This window comes from Streptomyces kronopolitis, assembly GCF_014646275.1.
Classification (GTDB): domain Bacteria; phylum Actinomycetota; class Actinomycetes; order Streptomycetales; family Streptomycetaceae; genus Streptomyces; species Streptomyces kronopolitis.
The window spans coordinates 114,373-131,420 of the sequence record NZ_BMND01000010.1; the positions used below are offsets into that span (position 1 = coordinate 114,373).

At 71.6% G+C, this 17,048-nt stretch carries 16 protein-coding genes; 5 read left to right on the plus strand and 11 right to left on the minus strand.

Annotation, left to right across the window (positions count from 1 at the left end; translation table 11 throughout):
- The first annotated feature begins 1 nt into the window (after position 1).
- Positions 2-1,531 (plus strand): L-piperidine-6-carboxylate dehydrogenase, encoded by a 1,530-nt coding sequence (gene amaB / locus IEY78_RS14170; protein ID WP_189098110.1) that lies wholly within the window; start codon positions 2-4, stop codon positions 1,529-1,531.
- Between the two features lie 152 nt (positions 1,532-1,683).
- On the opposite strand, the gene IEY78_RS14175 is transcribed toward amaB, so the two are convergent.
- Both IEY78_RS14175 and IEY78_RS14180 read right to left on the minus strand, forming a co-directional pair.
- Complete coding sequence (locus IEY78_RS14175) at positions 1,684-2,313, minus strand: GNAT family N-acetyltransferase (protein ID WP_189098112.1); 630 nt, start codon at positions 2,311-2,313, stop codon at positions 1,684-1,686.
- A 64-nt stretch (positions 2,314-2,377) separates the two neighbouring features.
- The gene (locus IEY78_RS14180) at positions 2,378-3,130 is read right to left on the minus strand and encodes an ASCH domain-containing protein (protein ID WP_229699942.1); all 753 of its coding nucleotides are present in this window, start codon (positions 3,128-3,130) and stop codon (positions 2,378-2,380) included.
- A gap of 468 nt (positions 3,131-3,598) precedes the next feature.
- Between IEY78_RS14180 and IEY78_RS14185 the strand changes: the two genes are divergently transcribed.
- Positions 3,599-5,416, plus strand: coding sequence for a M28 family metallopeptidase (locus IEY78_RS14185; RefSeq protein ID WP_189098114.1), 1,818 nt, complete (start codon positions 3,599-3,601; stop codon positions 5,414-5,416).
- 109 nt (positions 5,417-5,525) lie between these two features.
- On the opposite strand, the gene IEY78_RS14190 is transcribed toward IEY78_RS14185, so the two are convergent.
- From IEY78_RS14190 to IEY78_RS14200, 3 genes are all read right to left on the minus strand, one after another.
- Positions 5,526-5,852 (minus strand): hypothetical protein, encoded by a 327-nt coding sequence (locus tag IEY78_RS14190; RefSeq protein WP_189098116.1) that lies wholly within the window; start codon positions 5,850-5,852, stop codon positions 5,526-5,528.
- Positions 5,853-6,354: 502 nt separating this feature from the next.
- Positions 6,355-7,644, minus strand: coding sequence for a PP2C family protein-serine/threonine phosphatase (locus tag IEY78_RS14195; RefSeq protein ID WP_189098194.1), 1,290 nt, complete (start codon positions 7,642-7,644; stop codon positions 6,355-6,357).
- A gap of 223 nt (positions 7,645-7,867) precedes the next feature.
- The gene (locus tag IEY78_RS14200; RefSeq protein WP_189098118.1) at positions 7,868-8,758 is read right to left on the minus strand and encodes a virginiamycin B lyase family protein; all 891 of its coding nucleotides are present in this window, start codon (positions 8,756-8,758) and stop codon (positions 7,868-7,870) included.
- 349 nt (positions 8,759-9,107) lie between these two features.
- On the opposite strand from IEY78_RS14200, the gene IEY78_RS14205 reads away from it, so the two are divergent.
- Positions 9,108-9,989: a SigB/SigF/SigG family RNA polymerase sigma factor gene (locus IEY78_RS14205; protein ID WP_189098119.1), complete on the plus strand. Its 882-nt coding sequence runs from the start codon at positions 9,108-9,110 to the stop codon at positions 9,987-9,989.
- 122 nt (positions 9,990-10,111) lie between these two features.
- Here IEY78_RS14205 and IEY78_RS14210 read toward each other — a convergent pair whose 3' ends face one another.
- From IEY78_RS14210 to IEY78_RS14220, 3 genes are all read right to left on the minus strand, one after another.
- A complete protein-coding gene (locus IEY78_RS14210; protein WP_189098121.1) occupies positions 10,112-10,531 on the minus strand; it encodes a PPOX class F420-dependent oxidoreductase in 420 nt (139 codons plus the stop codon).
- Between the two features lie 63 nt (positions 10,532-10,594).
- On the minus strand, positions 10,595-11,845 hold the full coding sequence (locus IEY78_RS14215) for a PP2C family protein-serine/threonine phosphatase (RefSeq protein WP_189098123.1): 1,251 nt from the start codon (positions 11,843-11,845) through the stop codon (positions 10,595-10,597).
- Positions 11,846-11,948: 103 nt separating this feature from the next.
- A complete protein-coding gene (locus IEY78_RS14220) occupies positions 11,949-12,707 on the minus strand; it encodes an IclR family transcriptional regulator (protein ID WP_189098125.1) in 759 nt (252 codons plus the stop codon).
- A gap of 89 nt (positions 12,708-12,796) precedes the next feature.
- On the opposite strand from IEY78_RS14220, the gene IEY78_RS14225 reads away from it, so the two are divergent.
- Positions 12,797-13,423: an alpha-ketoglutarate-dependent dioxygenase AlkB gene (locus IEY78_RS14225; RefSeq protein WP_189098127.1), complete on the plus strand. Its 627-nt coding sequence runs from the start codon at positions 12,797-12,799 to the stop codon at positions 13,421-13,423.
- A 115-nt stretch (positions 13,424-13,538) separates the two neighbouring features.
- Here IEY78_RS14225 and IEY78_RS14230 read toward each other — a convergent pair whose 3' ends face one another.
- Complete coding sequence (locus IEY78_RS14230; protein ID WP_189098129.1) at positions 13,539-13,805, minus strand: hypothetical protein; 267 nt, start codon at positions 13,803-13,805, stop codon at positions 13,539-13,541.
- Between the two features lie 896 nt (positions 13,806-14,701).
- Here IEY78_RS14230 and IEY78_RS14235 point away from each other — a divergent pair.
- Positions 14,702-15,778, plus strand: a complete 1,077-nt coding sequence (locus tag IEY78_RS14235) for a S1 family peptidase (RefSeq protein WP_229699944.1) — start codon at positions 14,702-14,704, stop codon at positions 15,776-15,778.
- 115 nt (positions 15,779-15,893) lie between these two features.
- On the opposite strand, the gene IEY78_RS14240 is transcribed toward IEY78_RS14235, so the two are convergent.
- Both IEY78_RS14240 and IEY78_RS14245 read right to left on the minus strand, forming a co-directional pair.
- Entirely contained in the window at positions 15,894-16,427 is a 534-nt protein-coding gene (locus IEY78_RS14240) for a putative immunity protein (protein WP_189098131.1), read from the minus strand.
- Between the two features lie 77 nt (positions 16,428-16,504).
- Positions 16,505-16,930 (minus strand): protein-tyrosine phosphatase family protein, encoded by a 426-nt coding sequence (locus IEY78_RS14245; RefSeq protein ID WP_189098133.1) that lies wholly within the window; start codon positions 16,928-16,930, stop codon positions 16,505-16,507.
- Positions 16,931-17,048 lie beyond the last annotated feature (118 nt).

Sequence of the window (17,048 nt, forward strand, 5' to 3'; positions counted from 1 at the left end):
CATGTCCCGCACCCACCTCCCCACCACCGAGGACCTGCGCACCCGCGCCCGCACCGGCCTCACCCGCCTCGGCGTCACCGTCCCGGAAGGCGACGACTTCGCCGCCCGCAGCCCCCTCACCGGCGAGGACCTCTTCGGCCTGCGGGCCGCCACCGCCGCCGACGCCGAACAGGCCGTCGCCGACGCCCGCGAGGCGTTCCTGACCTGGCGCACCACGCCCGCGCCGCGCCGCGGGGAACTCGTACGGCGCCTGGGGGAGTTGCTGCGTGACCACAAGAGCGACCTGGCCGACCTCATCACCATCGAAGCGGGCAAGATCCGCTCCGAGGCGCTCGGCGAGGTCCAGGAAATGATCGACATCTGCGAGTTCGCCGTCGGCCTGTCCCGCCAGCTCTACGGCCGCACGATCGCCTCCGAACGCCCCGGCCACCGGCTCGCCGAGACCTGGCACCCGCTCGGCGTGGTCGGCGTCATCTCCGCGTTCAACTTCCCCGCCGCGGTCTGGTCGTGGAACACCGCCATCGCCCTGGTCTGCGGCGACACCGTGGTCTGGAAGCCCTCCGAGCTGACCTCGCTGATCTCGCTCGCCTGCGACCGGCTGCTGGCCCGGGCCGCCGAGGAGGACGGCGCCCCGGCCGAGGTTCACCGGCTGCTGCTCGGTGACCGCGCCATCGGCGAGAAGCTCGTGGACGATCCCCGCGTCGCCCTGGTCAGCGCCACCGGCTCGACCCGCATGGGACGCGAGGTCGGCCCCCGCGTCGCCGCCCGCTTCGGCCGCAGCCTGCTCGAACTCGGCGGCAACAACGCGGCCGTCGTCACCCCCTCCGCGGACCTCGATCTCGCCGTCCAGGGCATCGTCTTCGCCGCCGCCGGCACCGCGGGCCAGCGCTGCACCACCCTGCGCCGGCTCATCGTGCACCGCGACATCGCCGACACCCTCCTCGCCCGGCTCACCGCCGCCTACCAGAAGCTCCCCATCGGCGACCCCTTCGACGAGTCCACCCTCGTCGGCCCCCTGATCTCCACCCACGCCCTGGAGACCATGCAGGGCGCCCTGACCCGGGTCCAGGCGGAGGGCGGCAAGGTCCTGGCCGGCGGCAACCGCCGCCTCACCGACGCCGCACCGCAGGCGGGTTACGTCGAGCCGGCCCTCGTACGCGTCGACGAACAGAGCGAGGTCGTCCGCGAGGAGACCTTCGCCCCCATCCTGTACGTGCTGACCTACGACACCCTCGACGAGGCCATCGCCCTGCACAACGACGTCCCCCAGGGCCTCTCCTCCAGCATCTTCACCCGCGACCAGCAGGAAGCCGAACTCTTCCTGTCCGCCGAGGGCTCCGACTGCGGCATCGCCAACGTCAACATCGGCACCTCCGGGGCCGAGATCGGCGGCGCCTTCGGCGGCGAGAAGGAAACCGGCGGCGGCCGCGAGTCCGGCTCCGACGCCTGGCGCGCCTACATGCGCTCCGCGACCAACACCATCAACTACTCCGGCCAGTTGGCGCTCGCGCAGAACGTCAGCTTCCTTTAGGGGGTTGTGACGCGGATCGGCTCGGCTCGGCTCGGCTGTCGTGCGGCTCAGCGGCCGGGGTCCTTTGCGGGGGCCCCGGCCGCGTGCTGGCGTTGGGGAACGGCCACGCGAGCGGCGCATCCCCTGCCACGAGTACGGCCGATGCTCCCGCTTCAGGGCCGGTAGACGCACTCCGCCAGCGTCGCGTGCTTCTTCCAGCCCAGCGTCTCGTACAGCGCGCGCCCGGCGTCGGTCGCGCCCAGCACGCCGAGAACCGCGCCCGTCTCCAGGGCGCGGTCGGCAAGCGTACGCATGACGAAGTTGCCCAGCCCGCGCCGCCGATGGGCCTCCGCGGTCACCATCCGATCCACGACCACGGCGTCCCCGAGGGAGGCCATCTGCCCCTGGGCCGCCTGCTCGCCCGCCGCATCCAGCACCCGAACGGAGGTGACGGCTCCCACCGTCTCCACGCTCGCGGTGTACCCCGCCGGCGCGACAGGAGCCGTGGCCATCAGGTCAACAGCCATCAGATGGCCGTTCTCCTCCCAGACCCACCCCCGGGGCAGCCAGGACTCGATCTCCTCCGGCTCCGCGGGCATCTTCATCCAAGTCCGCGGTACGGACACCGAGGCCGCGGCGCTGCGCACCAAAGACTCCTCCGCCTCGGGCAGGACATGACGTCCCACTTCGTCGGGGTTGCCTGCGACCTCGATATAGAACCCCCAGGGCTCCTTGACGGGCGGGGGAGTCCGCCGGGACAAGGCCCATCCCGCCACCCACGTCGTGACAATGTCCGCAACCATCAAGCCCTCCCGAAGCTGTGGCCGCCTCAACGGCCAGGTAATAGGCGGCAGTCGAGTGCATACCTTACGTCGCAAGACGGAAGTGAACGATGGTGGTGTCATCGGTTGACTTGATGTCGGGGTAGTGGAACCGCAGCCTGTCTTGCAGCTCGGCGAGACCACGAAACCCGTCGGCGATAGCGTCCGCCTCGGTCAACTCGGCAACGCTCTTGGAGGTGATCCGAGTGACCACACCGGGCAGCACCACCTCGTCATCCAACTCGAACACCATGTTCACCGGGCCCGTCTCCACTGGGTCGCGGAACCGCACCGTGGTCGTCTTCCGCCCGGTGCGTACAGCCTCGAGATAGGTGCGATGGAAATGCAGAGCCTGCGTCGCGGCCGAGCGCAGCGCTCCGTCGGACGCTGCGGAATGCTCCCCCCAGACATAGGCATGAGGCAGGAGATCGGTGATCGCGACGCTGCGAATGCCGCCAGCTGCCGGCACGAGGACGCGGATGCCTGGGTGGTAGTCCAGCAGGACCTGCCGGTCCCGGCCACAGGGCGCGAGCACGCCGCGTCCCGTGTCACCGACGGCAACGATCGCCGTGAGGTCACGTGCTCCCGCGGCACGCGCATGCCCGAGCGCCACCAACTCCGCGCAGGGCCCGCCAGTGAAGTGATAGAGGTTGATACCACCGAACATCCGGCCCTGTGCGTCTCGCACGGCTGCCCCGACGGTGTGCACGTCGCCGTCACCGTTGGTCTCAACAACGCGCCGGGCGAACTCGACCAGCTCCAGGTCTTCTGCCGTCGGCGGATTCATCGTGCTGTCCATCCGGCAGACACTACTCATGACGTCCCCAAGTCATGTATCCAGGTGGACGTTTGCGGTCACAGCGCTAGGCACCTCCGGCACACGGGAGGTATCGGAGTGCCGGCAAGCCCCCGCGTCGGCCACGCGCCGGTGCGGGGGCTTGCCGGCGTCCGGTCCGTGGTCGCACTGCCGCGCCGGTGCGGGCCGGCGCGGAGGTGAAGGGACGACGGACGGGCCTCCGGAAGGGTCGGTGAGTGCCCGGATATCGGGCGCCGTCTGACATTTTTCGACAAACGGCGCTCTGTTCAGGGACATCCATTGACGCCGCAGGTGTCCCGATGTGATGGTACGGCCGCCTGGGTCATGGACATGTCGCCTTCCTGCCCGCAGTGCACCACGTCGTCGGATCCGGCAGGACGGTACGGCGTACGCGGCCCGGCGTTCCACCAGAACCTCCGTCGGTAGAACTGCCTACCCCCTCAAGGAGTCATGGTGATACGAAGACTCGCGGTGGCCGGAATATCCCTGGCCGTCACCCTCGGAGCGGCCGTCCTCCCCGCAGCCGCCGCGCCCCCGGCGCACCCGCCCGCTGCTCCGCCGTCCCGCACGATCTCCGTCGCCGACCGGGCCGGGCACGCCCCCGCCGCGCCGCAGCCACACGCCGACGCCGGCCGCGCCGCGCTCCTCGCCGCGCCGGACATCGACGTGGCCAAGGTCCAGGCCCACCTCACCGAACTGAACGCCATCGCGACCCGCAACGGCGGCACCCGCAAATCCAGCGGACAGGGCTACCGGGACTCCGTCGCCTACGTCAAGGGCAAGCTCCAGGCGGCCGGTTACACCGTCACCGAGCAGCCCTGCACCTCCGGCTGCGCCTCGGGGGCCGGGCCCAACCTGATCGCCGAATGGCCGCAGGGCGACGCCGCCAAGGTGTACATGTTCGGCTCCCACCTGGACAGCGTGTCGGCAGGTCCGGGCATCAACGACAACGGTTCCGGCTCGGCCGCGCTGCTGGAGACGGCACTGACCCTCGCCGAGCAGCACCCCGCCATGGCGGCCCGCGTCCGGTTCGCCTGGTGGACGGACGAGGAGCAGGGCCTCAACGGCTCCGACTTCTACGTCAATTCCCTCTCCGCCGCCGAGCGGGCGAAGATCAAGGCGTACTACAACTTCGACATGATCGCCTCGCCCAACGGCGGCTACTTCATCAACCACATCACCTCCGCCGCCGCCCAGCCCATGAAGGCCTACTGGGACTCGCTGAGCCTCCAGCCGGAGGAGAACACCGAGGGCGCGGGCCGCTCCGACGACTACTCCTTCGAGCAGGCCGGCATCGCGACCTCGGGCTATGCGATGGGCGCCAGCGCCAGGAAGACCACGGCGCAGGCCGCGAAGTGGGGCGGCACCGCCAGCCGCGCCTATGACTCCTGCTACCACCAGTCCTGCGACACCACCGGCAACATCAACGCCACCGGACTCGACCGCAGCGTCGACGGCATCGCCGCCACCCTGTGGCAGCTCGCCGTCACGCCCTCCACCCCGGCGAACGACTTCTCGCTGGCCGTCAGCCCCACGTCCGGCAGCGTCGACCCGGGTGCGTCGGCCACCGGCACCGTCTCCACGGCGACCACCGCCGGGTCTGCCCAGACCGTGCAGCTGTCGGCGTCCGGCGCACCGGCAGGGGTGAGCGTCTCCTTCAGCCCCTCCTCGGTGACCTCCGGCGCCGGCTCCAGCATGACCGTCACCACGACAACGGCCACTGCGCCGGGCACCTACTCCCTGACCGTCACCGGCACCGGGTCCGCCACCACCCATACCGCGACCTACACCCTGACCGTCAAGGGAACGGGCGGCTGCACCGGCCAACAGCTCCTGGGCAACGGCGGTTTCGAGAACGGCACCGCACCCTGGACGGGCGACACCGGAGTGATCGGGGCCCATTCCGGCCAGTCCGCCCACGGCGGCAGCAGATTCGCCTGGCTCGGCGGATACGGCTACTCGGCCACCGACACCGTCAGCCAGTCGGTGACCGTGCCCGCCGGCTGCCGCAAGGCCACCCTGACCTACTGGCTGCACATCGACACCGGCGAGAGCGGCGGCGTCGCCTACGACACCTTCAAGGTCAAGGTGGGCAGCACCACCCTGACGACCCTCTCCAACACCGATGCGGCCGCCGGCTACACCCAGCGGACCCTGGACCTGAGCCCCTACATCGGGCAGCGGATCACCCTCACCTTCACCGCCACCGAGGACTCCGGCCTCCAGAGCAGCTTCGTCGTCGACGACGCGGCCCTGCAGACCGGCTGACCCGGCGCACGAGCCCGGAGGGGCAGCAGCGCGAGCCCGGCCGCGGCTGGCGCACACCGGAGCTGCCCCTCCGGCACGTTCCCTATGCCCCCGTGAGGCGCGCGGTGGCTCAGGCCGTCGCCTCGTCCGTCTGGTAGCAGGTGGCGGTGAAGCGGTCCCGGTCGCCGGTGGGCGTCCAGCCACCGGTGCCGTGGTCGGGGTCGGCCAGGGCGAAGCCGTTCTCGCGCAGCTGGTCGCGGAGCGCCTCGGCCGGAAACCCGCCGCCCTCGGGGGTCTCCCCGACCGGCCAGAGGGTGACGAGCAGCGCCTCGGTGTCGCCGGCGTCGGGCTCGCGGTCGAGACTGGCGATCTCTAGATGCCAGTGGCCATGACGGGTGAAGGCCTCCGCCCGGAAGACGGCCGGCGCGGCCGGGGCGTTCTGTTCGGTCTCGGTCATGGGGGTGGGCTCCTGTCATGGGGCGGGACGTGCGATGCCTGCGAGAGCATTGTGCTCGCGGAGGGCGCTGTGCTTGAGGAGAGCGCTGTGCCTACGGAGAGTGTGCCGTGCTGCCTGGCGGCGTACGGTGCGTATGCCCCGGTTGGGCAGAGCATGCATCACGGGGCAGAGCGGACTGGACCGGGGCGGGGCGGCGACTGTCACTGGGACTGGACGGTGACGGTGACGATGACCGGGACCGTGATGGAGATCGGGAACGTGACGGAGACCGGAACGGGGATCGGAGTGGGACGGAGAACGGCACCCGGGACCGGGAAGGAGGCCGGAGCGGGGACGGAGACCGGAACCGGGGCCGGGCTCAGGCGGGGCCGGGCCGCTCGCCCCGGCGGCCGCCGACGCCTCCGCCGACGCCCCCCGCGTCCCTCCGTGCTCTCCGCATCCATCCATGCCCCTCCGGGCTCTCCACGTCCCCCGCCCCCCTGCGCTCCTGGTCCCGGGCAGCTCACGGCTCCTCGACGTCGGGCCGTGCCCAGCGGGTGGGCAGGGCGGTGGCGGGGGTGGTGTATTCGGGCAGGCCGGCGAGGGCTTCGACGTGGGCGGGGCGGTAGGGGGTGGGGCCGCTCCACTCCAGCAGCAGGACGGTGGCGTCGTCGTTGAGCCGCCCGCCGTGGTACGCGAGATGGCGTCGCATCAGACGGCGCAGAGTCTCGGGCACGGGCAGCCCGTCGGCGTGGTGCTGGATGAGGAAGTCGGTGAATCTCGGCAGGCCGAACTCCAGGCCCTCGCTGTTGCGGGCCTCGGTGATGCCGTCGCTGTAGAGCAGCAGTCGGTCGCCGGGCTCCAGCTGATCACGGCAGAGGAGAGGCGATACGCCCAGGTCGGTGCCCATGGGGGGCGCGGGCGAGCAGGGCAGGACCAGCGCGGTGCGGCCCTTGCGGATGACGACCGGTGCCGGGTGTCCCAGGCTGGTCCAGATGAGGACCCCGGTGGCGGTGTTCAGCTCGGCCAGGATGCCCGTGGCGAAGCGGTCGCCGTCGAACTCGTCAGCGAGCACCCGGCCCATGGCTTCGGCGGTCGGCAGGATCCCGGAGCCCTGCCGGCGGTGGTTGCGGCTGGCGGCCACCGCGAGGCTCGCGGTCAGCCCGGCGGCGGTGTCGTGGCCCATCGCGTCGAAGAGCGCGAGGTGCACGATCTCATCGGCGACGGCGTAGTCGAAGACATCGCCACTGACCTCGTAGGCGGGCTCCATCACCGCGCTGATCAGCAACCGGCCGGTGGCGAACGTCCTCGGCGGCATCACCCGCCACTCCATCTCCGCGGCGATGTTCATCCGGCGGCGCCGTACGAGCCCGGCGTACGTGTCGCTCGTCCCGCGCTTGCTGACCACCATCAGGGCGACCAGCCCGGCGAGATTGCGCAGGTCCTGAGCCGCTTGGGCGTCCCATTCCGTCCCGGGTGCGGCGCAGGCCCGCAGGACCCCCAGGCGCTCCGTGCCGTCGAGCAACGGCACCCACCACAGGCCGCCTTCGGAGGCGGTGCTCGCGACGATGCCGCCCGTCTGGAAGGCCCGTCCCGCGAGCGTGCCCTCGATCCGCAGCTCGTCGGGAACGGCCTCCGCGCCGCCGCCGGCCCCGGACCCCTGGCCGGCGAGCAGGCACAGCACGTCCTGCTGGAGGTCGGCCAGGTAGATCAGGACCTCCAGCCAGCCGATCCGGGCCGCGTGCTTGGCGACCATGTCCGGGACCTGGTCCAGTGTGACCACATGGCTGGCGGCGATCAGATCACCCAGCATCCGTCCGCGGGCCGCTGGACTGCTCATTCGGGCACCTTTCCTCGGACGCCGGCCCGCCGAAGCCGTCCGCCCTCTGGGCTGTCCCGCCGTGGCACCGCCGCTGACCGGCGCACCCGCGGCGGTGCATGTGCTGTCGCTGTGCTGCTGATGGTGACACCGAGATGCACATTGCCCGTAGCGACACCGCGGGGAGGCACGAGAGCGACACCTCGGGACGGCACTCTCACGGCATCATCCGGACCACCTCTCCGCTCTCCAGCGCCACATAGAGGGCACCGTCCGGCCCGAAGGCCAGACCGTGCGGTTCCGACGCCGCGGCCGGCAGGTCGAACTCCTCGATACGGCCGTCCCGGGTAAGGGAGCCGATGCGGTGGGCTCCCCATTCGGTGAACCAGCAGTCTCCGTCCGGACCCGCCACGATCGCGTGCGGCCGGCACGCGGGGTCCGGGAGGCGGAACTCCTCGATCCGGCCGTCCGTGGTGATCCGGCCTATCTGTCCGGCGCCGATCTCGACGAACCAGAGGGCGCCGTCCGCGCCGGGCGTGATCCCGACCGGCGCGGCGCCCTCGGTGGGCAGCGGATAGACCGTCACCTCTCCCTGCAGGCTGATGCGGCCGATCGCGTGCGCCTGATTGAGGGTGCACCACAGTGCGCCATCGGGGCCGGTGGTGAGGGCCGAGGCGAAGGCGCCGCTGACCGGCAGCGGAAACTCCGTCACCGCGCCGTCCGTGGTGATCCGTCCGATGCGGTCGGCGTGCATCTGCGTGAACCACAGGGCGCCGTCGGGGGCGGACACGAGGCCGAACGGACCGCTGCCCGGACTCGGAAGGGGGAATGAGGTCGCCTCCCCGGTCACGGTGATCCGTCCGATCCGGTGGTCCTGGCTCCGCGCGAACCACAGCGCGCCATCGGGCCCCGGGGTGATGGTGGTAGGCCCGCAGGACGCGGAGTCGAGCCGGTGGCACACGAGTTGACCGTCCGGCGTCAGACGGGCGATCTGCCCGGCGTGGACCAGGGTGCACCACAGCGCCTGGTCGGGGCCGGCGGTGAGGGCGTACGGGCCCGCGCCGTCGGGAACGGGGAATCGCTGGAAAGAGACGACACGGCGCGACATGGGCGGGGCGCTTCCTTTACGTGTACGTGGGACGTGTGGGGACGAGCTGATGGGTGGTCATGCGTGGTCAAGAGTGGTCATGCGTGCTGAGGGCCGGGAATCACTAGCGCTACTTTAGTTGCATTAAGAGATGCTGTCACGATGCCGGGGCGCAGGCAAGCGGATTTGGCGACGACCTGAGCCGGAGCCAGAGCCCGAGTCAGAACCCGAGCCGGAGCCCGTGCCGGACCCATGAGCGGAGCCGCTGCGACCGCGTCCGAACCGGCGTGCAGATGTCGGGACATACCGTCGGCAGCGGCGGGTAGGGGAGCGACCGACGGGGGCTCGGCAACAGGTGGGAGCCAAGCGCATGACGAGCAACAGCACGTTGGCGGCGGGAACGGACCCGAAGACCACGCCGAAGGAGCGCGCCGTTCCGGCTCCGACGGTCCTGCCGCAGGTCCAGGCCCCGCAACGTGTCGCCCCCGCCGACGCAAGGGAGTTGTCCAAGCGGTTCCTGCTGCGGCTGGAAGAGCTCGACGAGGGGACGAGCGAGTACCAGTACGTGCGGAACACCCTGATCGAGATGAACCTCTCCCTGGTGCGCTACGTCGCGCGCCGCTTCGCCAGCCGCAGAGAGTCCATGGAGGACGTCCTCCAGGTCGGCACGATCGGTCTGATCAAGGCGATCGACCGTTACGACGCCTCCCGCGACGTGGAGTTCACCACGCTGGCGGTCCCCTATATCCAGGGCGAGATCAAGCGATTCTTCCGCGACACGACCTGGTCGGTGCGGGTGCCCCGGCGGCTGCAGGAACTCCGTATCGACCTGGCCCGCGCCCGCGAGGAGCTGGAGTGCGAGGGCGTCCATGAACCGACCGCCGCCGACCTCGCCACCCACCTCGATCTGACCGAGGAGGAGGTCGCCGAGGGGCTCGTCGCCTCCAACGGCTATGACAGCGACTCCATCGACCGCCCCATCCAGGCCGCCGGCGGAAAGCAGCAGGCCGGACTGGTCGCCGACCTCATCGGTACCGAGGACCCCGCCCTCGCCCTGGCCGAAGACGTCCAGGCCCTCAAGCCGCACCTGGCCGATCTGGACGAACGCGACCGCACCCTTCTCCAGCTGCGCTTCGGCGCGGAAATGACCCAGGCCGAGATCGGCCAGGAGCTCGGCCTCTCCCAGATGCACGTGTCCCGCCTCCTCAGCCGTGCCTGCGCCACCCTCCGCAAGGGACTCCTGGAGAGCTGAGCCGCTCTCGGCAGGGGCGGCCGAAGAGGTCACGCCCCAGAGGCGCGGCAGGCGGCGGACGGGTGCCAGCCCCCGGATACGGCCGCCCGGCGTCGTGCCCCACGGCTCATGGCCCCGCGTCGTCAGCCCGCCTGGTCGTTGTCCTTCATGGTGCCCCAGCCGTGCCAGCGGTCGATTTCGATCCAGGCGGTGAAACGGCGGCGGTCGCGTTGTGGGTACGGTCGGCCGAGGTAGTGCTGGGCCAGGCGGTCGATGTCGGTGAGGGTCTCGTCCGGAGTGGTTTCGGTGACGTGGCCGATGAGGCTGAGGTGGGTGTACCAGTTGCCCTCGTCCAGCACGGTGAGGCTGACGCGCGGATCGTGGCGGAGGTGTGCCAGTCGTTTGCGGCCCTCGTCCATGTTGACCAGGACCCGGCCGTTGTCCCAGAGGTACCAGGTGGCGGTGGAGACCGGCTGGCCGTCGGGGCGCAGCGTCGTGATGACCGCCGGGTTCGCCTTGGTCAGTATGGCGATCGCCGCATCGGGAAGCGGTGGTTTCGACAATGGAGGTGCTCCTTCCGGGGTTCTTGATCCGGTCCGAAACCATCGTGCACCGAGCCGCGCGTGTTACTCGGCAGCACCCACCGCGGGGGCGGCGCGCCGGTCGGTGGACCGCGTCGGTGCCGTCGGTGCCACCGGAGCGGTGGCGGCCTGGTCCCGGGTGGCGTCGGCCGGCTTCCGCAGCAGCAACATGGCGGCGTCGTCGTGCAGTTCACCGCCCACATGCGCGAGCAGGTCCTTGTGCAGCGCGGCGAGGGTGCGGGACGGCTCCTCCGAAAGGTGCTGGGCCAGCCGTTCCCCGAGCGGGTAGAACGCCCGCTCGTGGTCGCGGGCCTCGGTGACCCCGTCGGTGTAGAAGAGCACCTGGTGCCCGTCGACCAGCGTCATGTGCTGGAGGCTCGGCGACTCGTCGGACAGGGACCGCAGTCCGAGCGGCGGGGCCGGACGGGCGGGCTCGACCGGCAGGATGCCGGAGTCGTGGACCAGCAGCGGAGCGGCGTGCCCGCAGTTGACCAGCTCCATGCGGCCGTCCTCCGGGTAGCCCGCGAGCACCGCGGTGACGAAGTCGTCCGGACCGAGGTTGCGCGCCAGGCTCCGCTCGATGCGGTGCACGACATCGAGGAGATCCGGCTCGTCGTAGGCCGCTTCGCGGAACACGCCCAGTACGAGCGCGGCGACTCCCACGGCCGGCAGCCCCTTGCCGCGCACATCGCCCACGATGAGCCGCACCCCGTACGGCGTGGGCACCAGCGCGTAGAGGTCGCCGCCGCTCCGTGCCTCGGCAGCGGCGGCGCTGTAGTGGACCGCCGCCTGGAACGGTCCGACGGTCGACGGCACCGGCTTGAGGAAAGCGTGCTGGGCGGCCTCGGCCACCGAACGGACGGCGGCCAGTACGTGTTCGCGGCGCCGGCGCAGCGCGCTGGCCAGGCCGCCGGCCAAGGTCACGGCGGTCAGCGCGGACAGGATGATCGCCTGCTCGGTCCCCGGCGCGCCGCCGCGTACGCCGAGCACCGCGGCCAGCGCCACCGCCAGGGCGCCGATGCGGAGCACGCCCCACGGCCCGCTGGTGGCGGCGGCCAGCGCGGGGCCGACGGCGAGCAGCGGCAGCCAGTTCATGCCGGTGCCGCCGGCGAGGGCGAGGCACGCGACGACGGCGATGATCAGCACCGGCGCGTTGTGGGCGTAGTGGCGGAAGACGCCCGTGGAGGCGGAGGGCTCCTCCATCGCGCGGCGCAACGCTGCCCACAGAGTGGAGAGCGATGCGGTGAGCTGCGGTCGCGGCCGGTGGTCGTGGGGGTGGATTCGGGCCTGGTGCATGTCCTCGTCCGCAGCTCACTTCCGTGCTCGTGGCACATACGCGCCGAAATGTCCGTTTCAACTAGGAAACGGGACTCGCGCGGCTGCCGCAAGGACCCGGATTTCAGATAGTGAGCGACAAACCCCTGGTCACGCGGCTCGCTGCCGGAAGGAGCCGGTCCTGGACCTCCTCGAAGCGGGAGATCCGGTCCGCTCGGAGCGACACGCCGAGGGAGCCCAGGATCTGCCCGCTGTACACCGGCACCGCGACACAGAACGTGCCGAGGGCGTACTCCTCCATGTCCGTGACCACCGGTGATGCCGGTGTGATGTCGAGCCTGCGGAGGAGTTCGGCGCGGGCGGTGATGGTGCGCGGGGTGAGGTCGGCCAAGGGGTGCCGGGAGAGGTAGTCGTCGCGGGCGCCGGCGTCCAGTTCGCGCAGTACGCACTTGCCCAGCGCCGTGGCGTGGCCGGCGTCCTCGAAGCCCACCCACAGGTCGACCCGTGGCGCCCGGGGGCCGTCGACGATCTCGGCGACCCGGATCTCGCCGTCCTCGTAGAAGGTGAGGTACGCGGCGGCCGACAGATCGTCGCGCAGGGCCGCGAGCGTGGGTCGGATCCGGTTGAGCAGGGCCTGGGCGCGGCCGCCGGTCTGGAGGGTGTCGAGCTTGTCGCCGAGGACGTAGCCGCCGTCCTCCAGTTTTCGGATGTACCCGTCGTGGGTGAGCGTGCGCAGCAGGTGATAGGCGGTGGCCAGCGGCAGCTCCGTCTCCCGTGCCAGCTGCTTCGCGGGGGCGCCGCCCTCGTGCGCACCCACGGCCTCCATCAGGCGGAAGGCGCGCTGGACGGACGTGATGAGTGTCGGGCCTTCTGCGGTGCCCATACCTTCAGCGTGCGCCCGGCGTCCCGATCGGGCAAGAGTGGTTCTCCACAGGTCAGAACATACATTCGAATATTGGGTACGCTGGAGGCATGGCCACGCACCTTCAGGGCTCACTGTTCGACCAGACCGACGAGGTCCGGCTCGGGTCGCTGTGCGGGATGCGCCGGACCGCGCTCGGCGACGGGGCCTGGCTCGATCTGCTGCCGGGCTGGCTGAGCGGGGCCGACGCCCTGTTCGCGCGGCTCGCCGCCGAGGTGCCCTGGCAGGCCGAGCGCCGGCGGATGTACGAGCAGGTGGTGGACGTGCCGCGGCTGCTCGCCTTCTACGGGTCCGCCGACCCGCTGCCGCATCCCGTGCTGGACGAGGCGCGCGAGGCGCTCACCGCCCACTACGCCGACGAGCTCCGCGAACCGTTCACCACGGCCGGGCTCTGCTACTACCGGGACGGCCGCGACAGCGTGGCCTGGCACGGCGACCGAACAGGCCGCGGGCGGCGTGCGGACACCATGGTCGCCATCCTGTCCGTGGGGGAACCGCGCGATCTGCTGCTACGTCCGCGGCGCGGCGGCGCCGGCGTCCGGCATCCGCTCGGGCACGGCGACCTCATCGTGATGGGCGGCTCCTGTCAGCGGACCTGGGAGCACGCGATACCCAAGAGCGCGCGGGCGGCGGGCCCGCGGATCAGCATCCAGTTCCGGCCGCACGGCGTGCGCTGACGACGGGGCCGCAGGCGCATTGCGCACCCCGGGTACGCGCCGCGCGGGCACTGCATACGGAAGACCCCCGAGCCGAAACGGCTCGGGGGTCCGGGTTACTGCCTAGGTGTGAAGGTCATCGACGGTGTCGGCAGACCAGCTGCTCCCGGTGCCAGACCCTGACCCAGTGGCCGTGACGCGAGCCGCGCCCGTCGCGCCAGACGCGGGTCCAGTGTCCGCGGACCATGTGGCAGCGGCCGCGGTCGAGGTGCCTGGTCGCGGTGTGGTCGCCGTGGTGGGTGGGTGCGGCCGAGGCGGTTCCCACCGTGGTGAGGACGGCGCCCCCGGCGAGGGCAACGGTGGCGGCGCCCAGGGCGAGGGCGCGCTTGAATCCGTCAATCATGAGGATCGTGCCTTTCTGCATTGCCGTGGTGCGAGATGCCCTGCCGACGGCCGGGCATGAATGACCATGCACCGGCGGCGCCCGCCAAATCAGGTCAACACCAATGGCTTTACGCAATGCATACATAACGCGGAAGAAAGCGACATCTCACGTATCTGGTGTCACATCTGTCCCAAGATGATGGGGAATTCGCCAGGAGTGCGACGACACGGCGTGGCGTGTTTCCTTCGTGGGCGGTGGAGTGGGGGTGACAGTCAACGTCCGGGGCGTGTGCGGTTCCTTCGCGGCCGTTGGCGTCCTGTCGAGCGGTGGCTGTTGACCAAGTGCGGCTGGGGCGCGTCTGGTTCGTGAGGGGGGATCGAAGTGCAGGTCGCGGGGCACGGGGCGCCGCGCTGCCTCCGCCTCGGAAGCAGCCTCGGTCTCTGGGCGGCCCAAGCTCCGGCATCGCCGCACGGGTCCGGCAGACCGGCACGCCTCGCAGACCCGGCAGGCCTCGCCGACCCCACCCGGCACCCAGGTCCGCCCCGTCTCGCCCCGCCCCATCGCGCCCGCTTCCGCGAAGTCCCACGGCAGCCGCGGCGCCTGATCCACTGTCCGGGGTTCCCGCCGGAGGGGTGCGCCGCCCGACGAACGATTCCGCCGTCCGCAGCAGAGGAGCCCGGGACGCGGCTGCCGCCGACCGGGACGCGGCTGCCGCTGACCGGAGCGCGGACGATGCGGTTCCGGGGCCGTACAGGTGATTCCTGCGGACCCGTGGCCGGGCGGGCGCAGTGCGGCGCGACGGCGGTCCAGAATGGCTCCGCGCCGCCGTGCCACGCCCTCACAGGCCGCTTGTGGCGCCGACACCTTCCGAGGGCGGGGCGCCCCGTTGGCCCACCCCCACCAGAGGTGTTGAGTTGAAGCACACAAGCGCACCTACGCCCCGCACCCTCCTCGCCGGAGCCGGTGCGGTGGCCCTGCTCGCCGCCGCACTCACCCTGCCGAGCGCGCAGGCCGCTCCCGTCCAGGGGCCCGACCCCCAATCGTCCGCCGCCGCCGTGCAGCGCGCCAAGGCCCTCAGTGCCGCCCTCGGCCCGCGCGGGGCCGGCGCCTATTACGACGCCGGGAACCACCGTCTCGTCGTCAATGTCACCGACCGGGCCGCCGCGGGTACGGTCCGGGTGGCCGGTGCCGAACCCAGGGTCGTCCGGCACTCCCTCGCCTCCCTGGACGCCGCCCGCGCCACCCTCCGGGAGAAGGCCACGATCCCCGGCACGGCCTGGGCCATGGATCCCAAGGCCAACCGGGTGATCGTCATCGCGGACCGCACCGTCCAGGGCGCGAAGCTGCGGCAGCTGACCACGGTCGTCTCCTCGCTCGGTGACCGCGCCGCCCTTCAGCGGTCGGCGGGTGCACTCCGGCCGATGATCGCCGGGGGTGACGCCATCTGGGGGCCCGGCGCCCGCTGCTCGCTCGGCTTCAACGTCACCAAGGGCGGCGAGCCGTACTTCCTGACCGCCGGGCACTGCACCGGCGCCATGCGGACCTGGTCCGACACCCAGGGCGGGCCCGAGATCGCGAAGACCATCTCCAGCAACTTCCCCGGCAGCGACTTCGGTCTCGCGCGATACACCGACGACGACATCGAGCACCCCAGTGCCGTCGACCTCTACGACGGTGACATCCAGGAGATCACCGAGGCCGACGACCCGATCGTGGGCCAGCGTGTGTCGCGCAGCGGCAGCACCACCCACCTGCGGGAGGGGGACGTCCTCGCGGTCGACGCGACGGCCAACTACCAGGAGGGGACGGTCAACGGGCTGATCCAGACCAGTATTTGCGCGGAGGCCGGCGACAGCGGTGGGGCGCTCTTCGAGGACGAGGCCGCGCTGGGTCTGACCTCGGGCGGCCGGGGCGACTGCGCCACGGCCGGCCAGAGCTACTACCAGCCGGTGCGCGAGGCCCTGGAGGAGACCGGCACCCACCTCGGCTGACCTCGCCGAACACGCCGGACACGCCGAAAAACGCCGGACACGACGGAGAAGCGCAACGCCCTGCTGTGCCACGGGAGGTGGTGCGGCAGGGCGTCGTCGCGCTCGGGCGTCGTCCTCAGTCGCGGAGGGCGGCGTCCAGGTCGCGAAGGAGCTCTCCCATCCGCCCGCCTCCGGGAGGTGCGGCCGGCAGCCGGCCGAGCACCGCGGTGACCGCCGCGGGCGCGTGCAGCCGCGCCCAGCCAAGGGTCCCCGCGGTGACGGGCTGCTCCTCCCCGCAGGCCAGCTCCTCCGCTCGTGCCGCGTGTGCGGCCGCGCCGAGGATGTGCTTCACCTGGTGGGCGCTCGCCTTGGGATGGAGGTACGCGGCGGCGGCCGCATGGCTCGCCGCCCGGGCCGCGTCGACCGCGGCGGGCGAGGTGGCGTCCTGCGCCGCCCGGTACGCCGCCCACGCGCGCTGCCGCAGGATGTTCGTGCGGCGGCCACCGGCGGCGAACGCGTCGGCCGCCTCAAGCGCGTCGCGGGGACGCGGGTCAGCGGGATGCGCCTCCTCGAAGAGCGGCAGCACCCGGCGCGCACCCTCGGCCGCGTAGCCCGTGATGTCGCGGAGTTCTTGTTCCGTCAGCTCGATGTCGTCCGATGCAGTGGGCACGGCCCCATCTTGCCGCAGGCTGTCGCCGGCCAGGGCGGCGTATCCGGTCCGGCGGCCTGTCGGACCCGGTCCGCGAGTCAGAAACGGCGGACGTAACGCCTTTGCCAGGGGGTTTCGACGGCGTGGGCATCGTAGTTCCGCCGTACGAATTGCACGGCCAGGGCCGCCGGTACGCCGTCCAGGACGGCGAGGCAGGCCAGGGCGGTGCCGGTGCGGCCGCGCCCGCCCGCGCAGGCGACTTCCACGCGTTCGGCCTCGGCGCGGGCCCACACCTCGCGGAGCGTCTGCCGTGCCTCCGCACGGTCGCCGGGCAGCCGGAAGTCCGGCCAGCGCAGCCACCGGGATTCCCAGGGGAGAGGAGGCGGCTGTGTGCCGAGCAGACAGACCGTGAAGTGCGGTGTCGGTCCGTCCGGCAGCGGTCGGCGCAGGGCGCGCCCCCGAATCAGGCGTCCGGAGGGAAGCGTCAGCACCCCGGTGTCGGTGGCTGTCCAGGTCGAAGTCACCGGATCACTGTAGGGCCGGGGCAGGCGTGCGCGGGGACGCCCGTCGCGTCCCCGGCGCGAGCGCGATACCGCTGCCCAGTCCCTGGGTCGCTCCGGATCGGGATAGTCCTCAAGTTGC